This window comes from Flavobacterium sinopsychrotolerans (assembly GCF_900110375.1).
GTDB classification, from domain to species: Bacteria; Bacteroidota; Bacteroidia; order Flavobacteriales; family Flavobacteriaceae; genus Flavobacterium; species Flavobacterium sinopsychrotolerans.
The window spans coordinates 181,349-199,089 of record NZ_FODN01000007.1 but is presented as its reverse complement, the minus strand read 5'-3'; the positions used below and the strand labels follow the sequence as shown (position 1 = coordinate 199,089).

The 17,741-nt window shown below is 33.3% G+C and carries 15 protein-coding genes; 2 read left to right on the top strand and 13 right to left on the bottom strand.

All coding sequences use genetic code 11. The features are described from left to right. Positions 1–65 precede the first annotated feature (65 nt). The 5 genes from BMX64_RS12975 to trmB all read right to left on the bottom strand — a co-directional run bounded on the left by BMX64_RS12975 (position 66) and on the right by trmB (position 3,460). Positions 66–305, bottom strand: coding sequence for a NifU family protein (locus BMX64_RS12975; RefSeq protein WP_091172742.1), 240 nt, complete (start codon positions 303–305; stop codon positions 66–68). A gap of 70 nt (positions 306–375) precedes the next feature. Beyond that, the gene (locus BMX64_RS12970) at positions 376–1,503 is read right to left on the bottom strand and encodes an Mrp/NBP35 family ATP-binding protein (RefSeq protein ID WP_091172869.1); all 1,128 of its coding nucleotides are present in this window, start codon (positions 1,501–1,503) and stop codon (positions 376–378) included. A gap of 208 nt (positions 1,504–1,711) precedes the next feature. Continuing rightward, positions 1,712–2,041, bottom strand: a complete 330-nt coding sequence (locus tag BMX64_RS12965; RefSeq protein ID WP_091172866.1) for an MGMT family protein — start codon at positions 2,039–2,041, stop codon at positions 1,712–1,714. 51 nt (positions 2,042–2,092) lie between these two features. Further along, a complete protein-coding gene (locus tag BMX64_RS12960) occupies positions 2,093–2,728 on the bottom strand; it encodes a LysE family transporter (RefSeq protein WP_091172739.1) in 636 nt (211 codons plus the stop codon). Between the two features lie 54 nt (positions 2,729–2,782). Further along, entirely contained in the window at positions 2,783–3,460 is a 678-nt protein-coding gene (trmB, locus tag BMX64_RS12955) for a tRNA (guanosine(46)-N7)-methyltransferase TrmB (protein WP_091172862.1), read from the bottom strand. A 341-nt stretch (positions 3,461–3,801) separates the two neighbouring features. On the opposite strand from trmB, the gene BMX64_RS12950 reads away from it, so the two are divergent. Continuing rightward, a complete protein-coding gene (locus BMX64_RS12950; protein WP_091172735.1) occupies positions 3,802–5,412 on the top strand; it encodes a L,D-transpeptidase family protein in 1,611 nt (536 codons plus the stop codon). A 5-nt stretch (positions 5,413–5,417) separates the two neighbouring features. Here BMX64_RS12950 and BMX64_RS12945 read toward each other — a convergent pair whose 3' ends face one another. The 3 genes from BMX64_RS12945 to BMX64_RS12935 are packed head-to-tail and all read right to left on the bottom strand — an operon-like array spanning position 5,418 to position 8,604. Continuing rightward, positions 5,418–5,924 carry a nuclear transport factor 2 family protein gene (locus BMX64_RS12945; RefSeq protein WP_091172858.1) on the bottom strand — a complete coding sequence of 169 codons (507 nt, stop codon included), beginning with the start codon at positions 5,922–5,924 and terminating at the stop codon, positions 5,418–5,420. 13 nt (positions 5,925–5,937) lie between these two features. Then, positions 5,938–8,394 carry an AsmA family protein gene (locus BMX64_RS12940; protein WP_091172732.1) on the bottom strand — a complete coding sequence of 819 codons (2,457 nt, stop codon included), beginning with the start codon at positions 8,392–8,394 and terminating at the stop codon, positions 5,938–5,940. After that, positions 8,395–8,604, bottom strand: coding sequence for a hypothetical protein (locus tag BMX64_RS12935; protein ID WP_091172730.1), 210 nt, complete (start codon positions 8,602–8,604; stop codon positions 8,395–8,397). Between the two features lie 241 nt (positions 8,605–8,845). Between BMX64_RS12935 and BMX64_RS12930 the strand changes: the two genes are divergently transcribed. After that, complete coding sequence (locus BMX64_RS12930) at positions 8,846–10,423, top strand: L,D-transpeptidase family protein (RefSeq protein WP_091172727.1); 1,578 nt, start codon at positions 8,846–8,848, stop codon at positions 10,421–10,423. Positions 10,424–10,523: 100 nt separating this feature from the next. Here BMX64_RS12930 and BMX64_RS12925 read toward each other — a convergent pair whose 3' ends face one another. The 5 genes from BMX64_RS12925 to dcm all read right to left on the bottom strand — a co-directional run bounded on the left by BMX64_RS12925 (position 10,524) and on the right by dcm (position 17,741). Further along, entirely contained in the window at positions 10,524–10,838 is a 315-nt protein-coding gene (locus BMX64_RS12925) for an HPF/RaiA family ribosome-associated protein (RefSeq protein ID WP_091172724.1), read from the bottom strand. A 186-nt stretch (positions 10,839–11,024) separates the two neighbouring features. Then, the gene (locus BMX64_RS12920) at positions 11,025–13,355 is read right to left on the bottom strand and encodes a DUF2357 domain-containing protein (protein WP_091172721.1); all 2,331 of its coding nucleotides are present in this window, start codon (positions 13,353–13,355) and stop codon (positions 11,025–11,027) included. A 4-nt stretch (positions 13,356–13,359) separates the two neighbouring features. Then, complete coding sequence (locus tag BMX64_RS12915) at positions 13,360–15,375, bottom strand: McrB family protein (protein WP_091172716.1); 2,016 nt, start codon at positions 15,373–15,375, stop codon at positions 13,360–13,362. Between the two features lie 12 nt (positions 15,376–15,387). Further along, entirely contained in the window at positions 15,388–16,521 is a 1,134-nt protein-coding gene (locus BMX64_RS12910) for a phospholipase D-like domain-containing protein (RefSeq protein ID WP_091172712.1), read from the bottom strand. Continuing rightward, complete coding sequence (dcm, locus tag BMX64_RS12905; RefSeq protein WP_244273298.1) at positions 16,518–17,741, bottom strand: DNA cytosine methyltransferase; 1,224 nt, start codon at positions 17,739–17,741, stop codon at positions 16,518–16,520. The genes BMX64_RS12910 and dcm overlap by 4 nt, the downstream gene beginning before the upstream one ends.

The following is a 17,741-nucleotide window of genomic DNA, read 5'->3' as shown; positions in this document are numbered from 1 at the left end:
GAAAAAAGGCCTATACCCGTTAAAACAAGTAGCCTTTTTTCTTAAAAGAGTCACGCCCAAAAGATTTATAGAATATTTACAACAGTCTCTATTTGTGGTGCAAACTTTTTGATGGTAGTTTCCACGCCGGCTCTGAGTGTCATTTGGTTTACACTGCAACTGGTGCATGCTCCTTCAAGACGTACTTTTACGTGTTTGTCGTCCTCGATGGAAATCAGTGTGATATCCCCGCCGTCAGAATTCAAAAAAGGTCTGATTTCTTCGAGTGCTTTTTGGACTTCTACTAATAATTCTTCTGTTGTCATTTTCTTTATTTAAAGATGGAAAGATTAGAAAATTGAAAGATTAAAAATCATTTTCAAAAGATTCTAATTTCTATTTTTTTACTGCGGAACAACCGGCCATCGTTGTGATCTTAACAGCCTCAGTCGCAGGTAAACTTTCATTTCTATTTACGGTTTCTTGTACTACATTTTTTGTAATTTCCTCAAAAACCGTTTCGATAATCGAACCTGTTTGCATTGCTGCCGGACGACCGTAATCTCCTGCTTCACGAATAGATTGGACGATTGGCACTTCGCCAAGGAACGGCACGCCTAAGTCTTCTGAAAGATTTCTGGCTCCTTCTTTTCCAAAGATGTAGTATTTATTTTCAGGTAATTCTTCTGGTGTGAAATAGGCCATGTTTTCAATAATCCCTAAAACAGGAACATTTATAGCTTCAGACATAAACATTGAAACTCCTTTTTTAGCATCAGCCAATGCTACTGCTTGTGGCGTACTTACGATGACAACACCTGTAATAGGCAATGATTGCACGATAGAAAGGTGAATATCTCCTGTTCCTGGTGGCAAATCGACTAACATGAAATCCAATTCTCCCCAGTCCGCATCAAAAATCATTTGGTTCAACGCTTTGGAAGCCATTGGTCCTCTCCAGATTACCGCTTGACTTGGTGCTGTAAAAAATCCAATCGAAAGAATTTTTACTTCGTAGCTTTCAACGGGTTTCATTTTTGATTTCCCGTCAACTGTTACAGAAACTGGTTTTTCATTTTCTACGTCAAACATGATTGGCATAGACGGCCCGTAAATATCGGCATCAAGGATTCCAACTGAAAAACCCATTTTTGCTAGTGATACCGCTAGATTTGCGGTAACAGTAGATTTCCCAACTCCTCCTTTACCAGAGGCAACACCTATGATGTTTTTGATTCCCGGTATTGATTTTCCTTTGATTTCTGGTTTGTCCGGAACCTCAACTTTACTATTAATTTTGATTTTAGCATCCGGAGACACTAATTCAAGAATTGTTTTTCTGATGTCGTCTTCTGCACGCTTTTTAATGTGCATCGCCGGTGTGTGCAATACTAAATCCACTACTACTTCATCGCCAAAAGTGATCACATTTGCAATTGCACCACTCTCCACCATATTTTTCCCTTCTCCAGCTATAGTTATCGTCTCTAAAGCTTTAAGAATGTCTTTTCTGTCTAATTTCATTTTTAGTTTATTGTTTTCTATTGGCATTTTAGCGCCAGAATATTATCTTTATTTAAACTGATTTCAGATTACAAAGATACTATGAAAAGTTCTTATTATAAAGGATTTGCATCGCATTTATTGATCCGCAAATTGAGACTGATTATTGGTGAATTTTAAAGTTTCTATATAAAAAATTCTTGTTGGACCGATCTGTGACTGCAGTGAGTTATTCAAGTCGAACCATTGGTTGCCAGAAATGTTTTTCGAAATCTACAATTTGGTTATCCACCACAACAATTCCTTCGTTTTCCAATAATTGCTGCATCAAATTTGTTCCGTCAAAATGAAGTTTTCCGGTGAGTAATCCTTTTCGATTGACCACACGATGTGCCGGAACATCTTCAAGATTATGCGACGCATTCATTGCCCAACCCACCATTCGAGCAGATCGAGCCGTTCCTAAAGCTTTTGCTATAGCGCCATAAGAAGTGACTTTCCCGTAGGGGATTTGTCTGGCGATGGCGTATACTCTTTCAAAAAAATTATCATTTGACATGGTTTCTAAATCTAATAAAAAAGACATTCTATTATCTCTTTAGTTATAAAACTACTTCAAATAATACCGTATGATATTAATTAAAGTAATCAAGGAAATCAAACCAGTAATGCTGCCTATGATGGTATTCATATTGCGCATAAAATAATCTGTTTTGTCCTGTATTTTCTGAAAGAAAGTAATGTAAAAATAAAAAACCACAAAAGACCCCAATACTACCCCTGTTACAAAAATAAAAACGTGGGTCATATCAAAATAAAATAAATTATATGAGGCTAATGTGACACTTACAAAAACATAGTAAGGAATAGGGAAAAAGTTAAGAGCCGAAAGCAACATTCCCAAAAAAAAGCGTGTGGTCGTACTCTTTTTTTTAATTTTCTCTTTTTTCTTTTTTGGCTTTTTTGCAATCAGTAAAAAATACACCGTCAAGACTGCAAATATCCCAAAGCCAACTTCACGCAATAAAACAATCACATCAGGACGCTGTTTGATGAATTGCGCAAATAATATAGCAAGTGCTGCCTGAAAGAAGATTACAATTACCGCACCTAAAACAAACCAATAAGCACTTTTCTTTCCTTCTTTCATATTCACTTTTGCAGCCGTCATATTGATTAATCCTGGAGGTGTAATCCCTACAAAGGCAGTAACAAAACCCAAAAACAAGGAGGCAATTAAATTCATAGGCAAGGTGCAAATATTCAAAAAAAGGAACTTATTCCAGATATAAATGTAAACTTATTCTTTAATTTTAAATCGAATATACGTAATTGCTTTGTTAACTTCCAAATATTGTTTTTCATAAAATGTCTGAAAAGCAGTCACTTCCTCCGGACTACCCTCGTTTACATACACATTATGATTGGCATATAAAACTTCGTGTCCTTCTCCATGCAATAACCCCAGTGTATAGCCGTGCATGAATTCACTATCCGTTTTTAAGTTCACAACACCATCTTTCTTAAGGATTTTTTTATACAACTGCAAAAACTCCGAATTCGTCATTCTGTGTTTCGTACGTTTGTATTTGATTTGTGGATCTGGGAAAGTAATCCAGATTTCGTCCACTTCATTTTCAGCAAAAATGTGGTTAATCAATTCTATTTGGGTTCTAATAAAGGCCACATTATGCAATCCGGTATCTACAGCCGTTTTTGCACCACGCCAGAAACGCGCTCCTTTAATATCAATTCCCACAAAGTTCTTATTGGGATATCTTTCGGCAAGACCTACAGAATATTCTCCTTTTCCACAGCCTAATTCCAGCACTAATGGATTTTCATTTTTGAAGAAATCCGAATTCCATTTCCCTTTCAACGGAAATAAATCGCCCACCACTTCTTCTCTTGTTGGTTGAAAAACATTGTTGAATGTCTCGTTTTCCTTGAATCTCTTTAATTTATTTTTGCTTCCCACTTTTTTAGAATATTTCGGCAAAATTAAGGAAATATATAAGACTGGATGACCTACAGAAGAAAAAAAACACGCTAGAAGTGTTGATATTGAAAAATTATTTTATCAGCTGCCTTTTCTAACAATCGTATCTTTAACTGGCGCTTTGATTTCGCTGAATAAATTCAAAGAATTGTTTACAATTAATGGTGTCCCTAATTTGACATCAATCAGAAAGTAGATTACGGCAGTATTAAAAACAAATAGGACTAATATTCGTTAATATTTCTGAAATAGAGTTAATTAAAGTTATATTTTTATCCACAATTTCTATTTTTTTTACCTTTATAAAAAATAATTTAGCCATGAAAAACTTCGTTTTATCGGTTGCTGTTATTTTATTTGGTTTTTCATTTGCCAATGTTTCCAGCATTAGAAATAAAAACCTGATGGCTGACAAAACTTTTCCTACCCAAGAATTAAAAGAATCAATATTTGATAAATCAAAAGTAGCCATTGACAGCACGATTGTTTACCGTTTTTTTAAGAAATATAATAATTTAAAAAAATACAAATCAGATGTTATTGCTTTATACAAAAAACGAAATTACAATGCTATTTGGCATGACCACGAAGGACTTATCGAGTTTGCCAATTTGCTATACTCTAAAGTAAATCTACTGGAGGAAGAAGGCTTAAAATCACGTCTAGCCTACAAAGACAAGATTGACGGGATTTTTAGCGATGCATCCGTCAATGATTTGTCCCAAACCGACACAGAACTGCTTTTGTCCTCAATGTACGTGTTTTATGCTAAAAAAGTATATGACGGAATTGATGCTGAAAAAGTCAAAGAAATGGGATGGTTTTTACCTCGAAAAAATCTGTCCTATGAGAATCTATTGGATTCTTTATTAGTTGATCCTGAATTATTACGTAAAAATGAACAACGCCTCTTTGGACAATATTACAAACTACGCGATGTTTTAAAGAAATACCGTCAAATAAAAAGAAACGGAGACTGGAATCCCATAGCAATCGATTCTTTGGACAAAACATACAAACCAAGTGATAGCGCAGCAATCATCGGACAAATCAGACAGCGTCTTGCCATTACCGGAGATTTAAAAGTCGATTCAAAAAGTAATGTGTACGATGCCGAATTGATGGCTGGAATGGTGAATTACAAAAAAAGAAATGGCTTCAATATAGATTATCTGATTGCCTCTAAGCATATTCAACGCATGAATATTCCCATCGAAAAACACATTAAAACCATAATAGCCAACATGGAACGCTGTAGATGGATTGACCCAGCGTTGACAAAAACGGAAGAATATATCATTATAAACATACCTTCATACCAGTTTTTCTTTAAAAAAAATGGTAAAAACGAATTGGAATCCAAAGTTTTTGTCGGCAAAAATATGACCGAAACTGTTGTTCTTAGTAGCAGTATTAGCAAAATAGTATTCAGTCCCTATTGGAACATCCCAAAAAGCATCATTGAAAATGAAATAAAAGATGCGATGGCTCTGGATGAAAACTATCTGGCCAAACATAATATCGAATGGAACAAAGGCAATGCAAGACAAAAACCCGGACCTAAAAACTCTTTGGGACTGATTAAATTTGTGTTTCCAAATTCAGAAGACATCTATTTACACGATACACCATCTAAAGATTTATTTCAATACGAGTACCGAGCGTACAGCCACGGCTGCATCAATTTAGAGAAAGCAAAAGAATTGGCACTGTTGATTTTAAAAGACGATCCGGATTGGCCTCTCGAACGCATCAATGAAGCAATGAAAGGAGAAAAGGAAACAGTGTGTATCCTGAAAAAGAAAATTCCAATCCACATTGGGTATTTTACTGCTTGGGTCAATGATGCTGGAGAAATAAGTTTTTATAACGATATCTATTTAAGAGATGATCGCCTGGCCGAACTGCTATTCGCCGATGACATTAAATAAAACTATTATTTGGACTGTAACGTTTTGATCATTATATCTTCCAGAGAAGCCTTAACTTTTATCACTTCATTCGAATTTTCATTTGGAATCGTCATCGACAAAACGTACTGTTTTATTTTCCATTCCTTGCCTATTTTTACCAAAACACCTGAACCACGGCAAATTTTCATTTGAGTATTCAGTAATTCGTCAAACCAAGCTGTTTTGCCTGTTTCGTCAAAATAAATATGCCGTTCCAAAGCGGTAAAACGCCACGCTTTCCCTTTATCAAAATGCGGCTTTGCATAGGCTTGAAAAGCTGTCTTATTCCAATTCTCTGTTGCATCGGTACCAATGAAAACGGCATCATCAGCCATTAAAGCGAAATAATCGTTATAGTTAGCTTCTGCCGCTGCTTTATGCCAGGCATCAAGGGTGGTATTGACATTTGCTTTTGAAATTGTTTGGTTCTCCATCGTGCTTTTGCATCCGGATAAACTGAGAACGATAAGAACAGCCAGTATTTTTTTCATGTGATTTAAGTATTTATTCATGGTTTTTATTCCATCTGATTTTTATTTTTCCATCTACGTCAACGGCCAATAAATGCAGCACAATTCCTTTAGTACGTTTTTCGGCTTTTTCAGCTTCGTCGGTGATAAGTTCATCTTTTTTTGGGTTCCTCAACGGAATAGTCATCGCTAGATTCGTCCCTCTGTTAAACGAATAAACGCCATTTACATCCAAGTTCAAAACGCTGGAACTCACTTTCAAATCATTTACATCCACTAAATCACCATTGATTTTAAAATTCCCGGACAAATCGCTAAAAACGATATTCTTAACATCTCTAAAAGGAAAAGCGAACTTACCAATATTTGTTATGGGTTTAAAATCGACCAAAGCCCCTTGGATCACATCAAATTTTGCAGCTCCGGAAAGCGAGTTTGTTTTTAATTGCCCGCCGGAAAGCAGCGTTCCTTTCAGCGATGCCGAAGCAGACAAAAATCCTTTTATGTTTTTGGGTTGAAAGGATTGAATCCCAAAATTATTCAACGAAGTCAGGAATCGGGCAATATCCACCCGATTGATTTTCGCATTGGATTCCAGAAGGAAGTTATCGCCATTTGGAGCCAATTGTCCGTCAAAAGAAATCGTTCCGCCTGAACTCTGCACCCAGCCATTTTTTACAATTAACTGATTATTGACCAATAAAACCGTGGCTTTAGCATTAGTAGCCACCAGTTTACTATATGTCATTTTATCCGCTTTTAGATGCAACACCACTTGGCATTTATCAATAACGGAATACAATTCCTCTGAAAAATCATCTTTTTTATGGGGCTTTTTTGGGGCTTTTTGACCTGAACTGGTAATCACGCCTACAAACTGTTTCACATCCAGAAAGGGAGCATAAATATCCCAATTAACGAGCATTTTTTCAGGATTTTCGTAATATAAAGTAAGAAAATTATCAATTTTACCCTCCATAAAAACCGTGTTTTTTCGGTCTTTAAAATTAATTTTTTTAATCAATAAGGCTTGCTCCGTAAAATCAAGCTGAATGTCAGTTTTCAAAAAGGTTAAATTTCGGGGTCCATAATTTATAATGGCGTCTTTAACATAAACATTACCGGTAAACAAAGGTTTTTGTATTTTTAAATTTAAAACGTCAAATTTGAAATCCAAATTCACTTTGGCCTGACCATTAGAAAAATGCATAAAATCCTTGTTGATTATTTCATTCAATCGGGAAACTGCAAAATCTGATCTAAAACTTCCTGCGGCTGTTGTCTTTTCAAAATTGGAAATGATTCCAATTGGTATCGTAAAAGGAATCGTTTTGTACTTCCCAAAAAAATCAGTTAAAGTTATGGTAGAGTTGATATCATTGCAACCTGCTCCTTTTTTATATTGGTTGGTAAAAGTGGCATCAAAACTACAGTCCGTGATAATTCCGTCCGGTATCTTGAGTTCATTATTTTTTATTTTTGTGGTCACTACAATTTCCGGATCGCCCGTGGCATTCATATCGCCAATAATTGTGCAACCAACATCAATAGGTTTTTTCAAGTCAAACTGATTGACTTTAGTACTGATATTAGCACTCAATAAAGCGGAAGCACTGCGCCATAAAATGGTAGTTTTAATAGCAATATCAAACGGAGATTTGTTTTCATCCAGACTAAAATGGGCGTTGATATCAAAAAACTCTTTCCCAATCAGGAGTTGCTCCGTGGCGACACTAATCTGGTTTTTCTGTTTCGAAAAATCAACCGTCAAAACCCCTTCTACAATCCTGTCCTTGATAAAACTCCCTCTTTGAGTATTGAAAGCCATACTTTTGGCAAGCGTTTTCAAATACAGATTCGTGTGCCAGTTCTCGTTATCATGATCTATTTGGCTTCGCAATGCAACGATATTAAAATCAAATAACTTATTTCCCAATTGATTTTCAGAGATGAAATGCACTTGGTCCAAAATCACTTCATTGACTGTGGAAGTGGTCGAGCTTTTTGATTTTTCGCCTTTTGGTTTGGTTCTAAAAATAGCGGTATTTACGATTCCGTCCTTTCCTTTAAACAAATGTAAAGTAGCGTGCTGAATTTCAATTTTATCGATATTGATCTCATTTGAAAGCAAGTCTACTAAATCGATACGAACCTCAATTTGTTCCGCTTTGAGCAACGTGCGTTTATGAACGGCCCACAAACTGTCCTTCAATTCCACTTGGCTTAACGCCAAAGTCATATTGGGAAAACCCTTCAAAAACTTGTATTTGATATCGCCAATATCGATTGTACCCGTTATATTATCGTTGATTTTGGCATTGATCTGCGTGACAATTTCCGCTTTGTTATTGTTGAAATAAACTGCCAAAACCACCGAAAACAATAACAAAAACAGAACTATTCCCAGAAAGAAAAAACCAATTTTTTTGATTATTTTCCTGAAATGTATGGTTTTAAAATACGTTTTTGCAGCGTCCCAAAATTGATTCATTTATTCTCCTTTACTGTTTGAAATAAAGGTAGCATAAAAACATTCGGTTATGAAATTAATCGTACAAAAACTAGTTCTTCTGCCAACTGAAATTCCATTCGAAAGCAAAACCAAAAAGTCAGAAACACTCCAAGTAATCCCAAAATCATAGAATAGTATCATCAAAATCTTTTGATGTGAAAGCGTAGAACAGTCAACTATTTTTTTCATAATTTTTGGATTTTGATAATCCTATTTGATTTCAAATTTAGTTTTAAAAATAAAACAAAATTCCGTAACCAACTGATTAAAAGATTCTTGAATGTCATTTCCTTTTAATCTAGACACTCAAAATACAGATCTAATTTCAAACTAAAAAAAACCGTCCAACTCAAGGCCGTATTACATATCGAGTTTTGATGTATTTTTGTACTGCTTTAGACAGAAAAATTTAAGATTTAAAGTTCGAATTATGAGAAAGTTAAGTTCCCCCATACTAATTGTTGTTTTTACACTATTACTCACCATCGTTTCCTGCAAAAAGAAAGATGGAAATGAAGCTAAAAAGGAAACGAGTTTAAATACCGTTGAAATTGCTTTTGATAGTACACAAATCAAAACATTTTTTGAAAAATATCCAAAGCTGAAAAATTATCAGGGCGATGTAGAACAATTGTACCGCAAGCATCAATTTCATTACATCTGGTTTGACAAGGATGGACTCAATGAATTTGCAGGTTTGCTATACAATAAAGTAAATAATTTGTCTCAGGAAGGAATTGAAACCGTGATTCCATACAAGGAAAAATTAGATGATATTTATGACAATCCGGATGACAATCAAAAAGCAACTATTGATACTGAATTATTGAGTTCTGCGCTATACTTTTTTTATGCAGATAATGTATACGATGGTATCAGCACTCAAAAATCGAAAGATTTAGGATGGTTTTTACCTCGAAAAAGACAATCGTATGTCAATTACTTGGATTCGTTGTTAATCAACCCTTCATTAATCAACAAAGAAGAAAAAGGCGTATTGAAACAGTATTATCTGCTTAAAGATGTGTTGCAGGAATACCGCAAAATAGAAAAGAAAGGCGGCTGGAAAACCATTGCACTGGATCCAAATGTCAAATCGTATAAACCTGGTGACAGTGCCACAGCCATTGCACAAATCAGAACCCGTCTGTTTATCACGGATGATATTTCCCGAGATTCAAAAAGTGCCGTGTATGATGACGAATTAGCCACCGGAATTTTAAAATTTAAAAAGAGAAGTGGCAATCTCCTGAACAAAACGATTCTTCCGGAACACATCAATTACATGAATGTTTCTGTTGCGGATCGTATCAAAACTGTTATGGTCAATATGGAACGTTGCAGATGGATTTCGAATGACATTACCAAATCCAAGGAATTAATCGTGGTGAATATTCCAGCCTATGAATTAACCTTTTTCAGAGACGGAAAACCCGAATTACGCTCCAAAGTTGTGGTGGGAAAAGCGATGCACAAAACCGTGATTTTTAGTGCGCCAATGAAATATATCGTATTCAGACCGTATTGGAATGTGCCGACCAGTATTTTAAAGAAAGAGATTCTTCCTGCTATTGAAAAGAATCCAAATTACTTGGCCGAACATGACATGGAATGGAAAGACAGCAACGTAAGACAAAGACCCGGACCGGAAAATTCATTGGGATTAGTGAAGTTTTTATTCCCCAATTCGAATGCGATTTATTTACACGATACGCCATCCAAAAGTTTATTTGGTAAAGAAGACCGCGCTTTTAGCCACGGATGCATACGTGTAGCCAAGCCAAAAGAACTTGCTGCCATGATCATGAAGAACGATAAAAAATGGAATCCTGAAAAGATAGAAACGGCAATGAACGGCGGAGAAGAATATTGGTACACGCTTAAAAACAAAATTCCGGTATACATCGGTTATTTTACCGCTTGGGTAGATGAGGAAGGTGTAGTTCATTTTTATGAAGATGTTTATAAAAGAGACGAAGCATTAGCAACCTTACTGTTTGACAAATAAAAGACAATCTCTTTCTCCAGAGAATAACTAACAAAAAAATGACACTGTCTTATTTAGACAGTGTCATTTTTTTTATTGGTATTTCCCAAAAGGCAACTATTTAGTACGCTTTCTGTTTTTCGAAAGCGGTATCCAACACTTTTTTAATTTTGTCCAAGGCACCGTGAAAGGCTTTTTCGGTAGTATCCGCATGATTGGTAACCGCTACCGGTTGCATGTTATTTGGTCTTGCTTCGATCAGACATCGTTTGTCGTTCACACCACCTTTATCGCTGTTTTCGTCACCAAGATGCACTTCTAAACGGGTTATTTTATCTTCAAAACGTGCTAAAGCTGTCCCTAATTCTTCCGCAATATACGCTTTCAAACGTGCGTGTCCTTCTACATTGTTGTCTGTGTTGATTTGTACTGTCATGTTTTTATTTATTTAATGTTCTATTCTCAAATTTACCGATTGCAGTATAAAAAACCGAACCAATTAATAAAACATTGGGAAAATAAAAGAGAGAATTTGTGGTATTGAAAAACCGAGTCCATTAATAAAACATTGGGATATCTAAAAATCTATCCGCATCATTTTTTTAGCGGATGAGCAGGTATTCTAAATATTCGATTTTTTCTCGCTTACTTTCATTAAATCTGTTAATGTTACAACAAAAGGCTTGGCTGACTGTCTACGACTTTCATAATTTTTTAATTCTTTGAAATTCCATGAAATATTTTCAAATTCTTTTGAACTTGATCTTTCAATTTGGTAAATTAAATAACTGTTTTCAGTTGCATATCCTTCACTATTCATCTTTGCACTAGAATAAACCTTAACACCTTCACCCTTAATTTCCCAAAGCTCATTAGAAAAACTATCTCCAATTGTATGAAGCAAAATATATTTTGCAGTTAATTCTTTAATTGTTAATGGAATTGCACCATGATGCGAATCTACTCTAATATTGTATAAATTCTTACTTCCTATCCAATTATAGTGCTCCACATCTTTATAAAATCCAACTAGAACAAAAACATCATCGGGTATTAATTTTGCACCATTTAAATATTCTGGCATTGGTTCTTTTAGGATGTTTAGATCATCTTTAGGGTCCTTGTGAATATCGTAGCCTTTAGAAGCTATATTCTCTCTTTGGGAAGTTCTATCAAGTAAATGATTAATTACTTTATCTATAAATTCAGATAGATTTTTTAAACCAACGACTTCATTTGAAGGATTAATGGCAAAAGCTCCAAGTCCAGGAATTATTTCATGAAACCCTCTTAATTCTTTGGCCTCTGTTCCGGGATATAAAATATAAGCACCACCTGTCCTTCTAATTGCGTCTTTATAAGCGTGCATCTTCAGTAAGTCAGCATTCTTATAAAAACCTTTTCGTTCCTCTAACTCTTCTTCATCAATTTCTTTAGAATCAATTTTTGTGTTTATAATAAATTGAGTAACCTTATATTTTGCATCGAAATGAATGTGTACTATTAATTCGTTTTTTTCCGCATCGCTTTCAGAAAACTCTTGAGGCCAAAAAGACAATGTATAATCTGGTCTTAGAGTTGTCGTCCAACTGCCATGACCTTTATCTTCATTAAAAATCTTACCTCCTTTAAATGAGCGATTATAGGAATATTTTATTTTGAGCTTACGGTTTTCACTGATGTAAGTCCCGCTTAATGCGGTATGAACTCCTGCTTTTATTATTACATTTAAACCATCTTTTGTTTCTGAGATAAGATGTTTGTATGCAATATCGTCTTGTTCGATTTGATTTAGTTTAAATTTTTCTTTAAACAAATCATGTAAAGCAAAAAACAACCAATACTCATAAAGCGTTGCAATATCTTTTTTGCCAGCAGAATACACATCATCGCCACCTTTCCAAACTAACTTAGCCGCTAAATCAAACATAAGCCAAGTTTTTAACACTTCGCGATAGCCACTTTTTCTCTGTAGAACAGGGCTATTAAGTTTTAAAGTCGTCGGTCTCGAAATTTCTTTAAAAAAGGGTTGATTTAGTTGGACTTCGAGTTTTTTTACTAAAATTACGGCCTCTTTTTTCTCTCGTGTATTAACTTTAAAATTATCTGTACACTTTTCACAAAACACTAAATAAACTTCCAAGACATGTTTAACAAATCTGTTTTCAGCATTATCAATACTTTCAACTTTTTTAGTGCTAAATATCTTTGACGGAATAGAATTTATTCCCTTTGAATTTAAATAATGGTTTTCTTGTAATTTTATTCTGTTACTTGAAGAAGTTAATTGTCTAATTTCACTGCTTGAAAAACGCTTTATTTTTCTAGTATCAGATTGCTCCATTTCGTTAATCCAATGTGTTTTTGGAGATGAAATTATTTTTTGCACGGCTTCTTCAAATTCTTTAGAATTAATTAATGAACTGACAAAACAAAAACGTTGATAGATTGTTTCGTTATCTTCATTAAAATCCGTTTCAAAATTTTGTAAAACGGGACTATTGATTTGCATTAATAAGTCAGTACATTTTTCGGTTATGCTTTCAAGCATGTTCCGATAATTTTGCCTGTAACTTATGTCAGGTTCGTTGTTAAATTTTGTTGCTAAAACCTCAATTGATATTTTAGTTATTTTATCAGGGAAATCGACAGAAAAAACTTCTAATTGCAAGGTTCCAACGTAAATATTAGGAATTATTCTTCCTCTATGTTCATGTTTTTTAGATTTCGAAACAATTCCTTCAACGGAACATTTTAATCTGTATTTTTTTTTGGAAAATTCATATTCATAGGATCGTCCTTCTAATATTTGGATAAACGCCTCTCCATTTTCATTAGCACTGTTTTCATCAATTTTATACAATGAACTATCCCCCTCAGAAATAATTTCGAGAGTTAAGCCCTTTTTAATAAAATCAAGCTTTATTACACTATTATCTGATGGATCTATCATTTATTTACGCTTCAGCGTAACTTGTGAAACCATTATCTAAAGCATTTTTATACATTCTGATGATTTTTTCAAATGACAGTTTATATTTGATGTTGCTTTCTGTAAAGTCAATATCATCTAATTGGTCGAAATACTTTGTTTTACTATCTATTGAATCGTTAAGACATAGATTACCCAATGTTATTAAAATTTTAGATAATTTACTTCTAGAGCCATGTAGTTTTGGCAATAGTTTTTGCATTATAGCAATATCTAATAAATCATCCCCTTCCTCACCTAATTCCTCTAGTTTTTGTATTAGTCTTCCAATTTCGGAAGCACTTCTATACCCAAATTCAGCTCCAGATTTTTTTAACTCAGTAAAGAAATACAATAATTCAACTTTGGCTTTGTCAAAATCTTTATTAGTTTCATCGGTAGCAATATTAATAAAACTTTCAGCCATTGAAGTACCTTTAAATTTTAGTGAATCCATATCTAACTTTATTTTACTATCAAAGTAGTTTGTTAAATCTTTTTCGTTTACTCTAAATTCAATAGTATTAGCTCTATCTAAAACTTTGGGACTGAACATATAAGTCGTTTCGTCAATGTTTACAGTTCCAATTATAAAAAGATTTTTAGGCAGTATTATATTATTTGGCATGTATTCATGGTCTTCAATTGTATGTAATGGAATTGCCTCACCCGATTCCATAGCACTTAAAAAGTCAGCAAAATAGCGTTCAACATGACTTAAATTCATCTCATCAAGAATTAGAAAATAAGGTTTCTTATCATCTAAGCTAGCTTTAATTATTAATTCTAAAGCACCATTCTCAGGAACAACATATTTTTCTGTTTCAATAGCATTTGGATAACCTAACAAAGGCTCCCTATTAGTCCAATCTGCACCAACCGGTATAATTTTATATTGTTCTTCAGTTTCACAAATCCACCGAACAAAAGCTTGAGCTAACTTCGTTTTTCCAGAACCTGACAAACCACTACAAATTACAAATGGCTTAGTACACAAAGAAGCTACAAAACGAGCTGTTATTGGTTCTGAAAAGATCAAACCAGCTTCTTGCGTGTTTTTGTGGAATTTCTTGTAGTCAAATGGCTCTTGAATCAAAGAACATATTACATTTTGAGACAAATCGAAATCCCTTAACTTATTAATGTTGTTTTCTTCTTTTAAAAACTCAAATAAAAACTTCAAATAATTATTTTTACCTAAAACAGCTTCAGGCGCACCTTTGCTAGATGCTTCACTATAACTTTTCCATTCTTGATTACTTTTATCTGCAATCAGTTTTTCTGTTTTCAAGAATGACTCCTCTAAATTATCAAGTTCAATTAAAAACAAAGAATTGTTAAAATAGCTTTCATTCCAAAAACTTAAAACTTTAAGGTTGACGAGTCCTTCATACGACTTCTTGTAATTTTCTGCTTTTTTAAACCATTCAACAAATTTTTCTTGAATATAAAATGAAATTTTATTGTCGCCTTTAATCTTAATATTTCCATCTAAAGTTGATATCTGTAATTTTTCAATAAAGTAATTATTACCAACTATTGAATCAAAAATCGAAGGGTCTAGATTAGATTTGGTAATATCCTTAATTGCTCTTATAACATTTTGACCGCTAACTCCTTCAATAAAACGACAAGGCTGTGCCGCAGAACCTTTAGTGTCTGGACCAAGATTCCCAACATCTTGTAAGGAAGGATAATAGTAAAAATCTTTTTTAGAAATAGATTTTAATAAAAAATGAATTATTTCAACCTCAAGCCCAAAGTGTTTATCATCTTTGCCCTTTAATGGAGTTTTAGAAATCTTTCCAATTGCTCGTAATCCATTTTCATATTTGATACTTTTTTTTACTTTGTCGCCACTAATTATAATAAAAACTAAATCGCCTTTTAAAATCTTATTTTTATCATATCCTGATAAATCATTAAATACAATGTTTTTATTATTTGATAAAACCTGTTTAATTGTATCTTGAAAACTTGTCTTTATGGAAAAAAAATTCATTTTATAAAATTATTAATTATTTAAAAAATCATCAAAACTATCCAATTTTGCTTTATCTATTTTGAAATTACCACTATTATCTTTAGAAATAATCACACTATCAAAACCTAGCTCTTCCATTTTTTCTATAGTAGCTAATTCTCCTTCTTTCAAATCAAAGACTTTTCTTAATAACCAATCTGATAAAGCTTTATTAGGGTTCGTCATTAAAGCTTTTGAATTTTCTTGACAAACTTTTGCTTTAAATATTTCTCCTGTCGGTATCTGTAAATTAAATTCTTGGTCTCTTTTAGGAAAAAAATTAGGATACAACTGATGAATAATACTGGGAATTGGTATATACACTTCGCCAAAATCTCTCTTTCTACCATTTGCATTCCATTGATTTAAACCACTTTTCTCAAAAACAAATTTTTGTTTCTCTTTAATTCCATAAAGAGGTAAAATGACGAAATTCTCTCCTTTTAAAAATAGATTTGTTGCTTTTGGAACACTCTTGCTTTCTTCAAATAATTCTAATAATAGTGTATAAGGATCACTAATAATATCAATTGGTAAACGAAAAACTTTTTCAGGAATTTCAAATTTTCTAAATAAAGTACTTTTGGAATAATTATAAGAATAACCATTTTTTCCATCATGAAATTGCAATCCAGAACTGCTTTCCTTTACTGAGCCAATATTATCAATATCAATTTTATGGTAATCTGTCTCAAACAAAAGCAACTCGTTACTTTTTCTAGCCACAATATGATAAAGTGAATTCTCAATATCATAAAGGCGATTTGCTAAATCAATTCTTTCGTTTCTAAATTCTGATAATTTATGCGCTAAATCTTTGCCCTTAAACCCGTTAAGTTGTTTTGAAAGTTTATTAAATTCAGCAACTTTTTCTGTACTTACTTGTTTGTTACATATAAAGGTTTTTAAACCTATTCCAACCGAATTATAGTTTGCATCAAATGCTGAATCTCCTCTTGAAAGATTTTCTGCTTCGAAACTTCTACAAAATATATTTTCTGCAGCTCTATAATATATATACGGAACTTGGCTTTCACTAAAGAGCTTAGAAAGTTTCGCTGATGCAGAAAGTAATTTTAAATAATTTCCATTATTTTCCTGATCTATTTCTGCAAATGATTTCATATAACTTGTGAAATTTGATTAGCAATCCTTTCAATCAATGTTGTCGTAACTGAATTACCCGCTTGCATATATAACTTACTATTAGAAACATTTGGCAAGATATATTTATCCATCGGATACCCTTGAAATGCAAAACATTCTTTCGGAGTTAATTTTCTGATACCATAATCATCTAAAATCAAAGGAACATTATGACCTCCTGTTCCCATATTAGCTGTTAGAGTGGGACAAACTTGACTTTTATTTTCTCTTACATAGACTCTTCTCCATTGATAAATCGTATCTTTTGAAGTCATAGTCTTTTCAAGTTCCGGATAATATTGATGGTCTTTCTTGTAATATAAATTATCTGCTTGTTTCCCTTTTTCTAAAATATCATGAATTGTATTGGTTAAAGGTATTGGCTCTGGAAATCTAAAATCTCCATGATTCGCTACTTGTTCTTTATCAAAAGCAACAATAAAAATCCTTTCTCTATTTTGTGGGACATTTGCATGAGTGGACGAATTCAGTATTTTAGTATAAGCTTTGTAACCAAGTTTTTCTTCTAAAATTTCCAATATTATTTTAAAAGTATTTCCTTTATCGTGAGATACAAGATTTTTAACATTTTCAAGGAAAACTACTTTTGGTCTTTTAGTTTCGATAATCTTTTCCAAATCGAAAAAAAGTGTTCCTCTTGTATCGTGAAAGCCTTTTCTGTTTCCTGCAATAGAAAATGCTTGGCAAGGAAATCCCGCACAGAGTACTTGAAAATCATCAGGTATATAATTTTTGGTTCTCTCCTTTGTTATATCTCCAAATGGAACTTCTCCAAAATTTGCTCTATATGTTATTTGTGAATCAGCATTCCATTCACTTGTATACACGCATTTCCCTCCAATATTTTGCAATGCAATTCTAAAACCTCCAATTCCCGCAAAAAGATCTATAAATTTAAAAGTATAATTATCAGGTGTTGGAAAGGGTACACCTTCAACCTCAAATAATAATTGTTGCAAAGCAACATCCGAAACAAGATTTAAATCTTCTTCTTCGTTTTTGTATTGAACAATTTCTTTTAAATATTTCTCTGCTTCTTCTTCATAATGTTTTTTTACTCCATTACGATAATTATGAAGATAATGAGTAACTACTGCTTTTCTATTATCTTCCGATTCAACTATGCGAAGTTTAAATTTTTTACTATCAAATTCCTCAATTGATATTTTCTCTTTCAT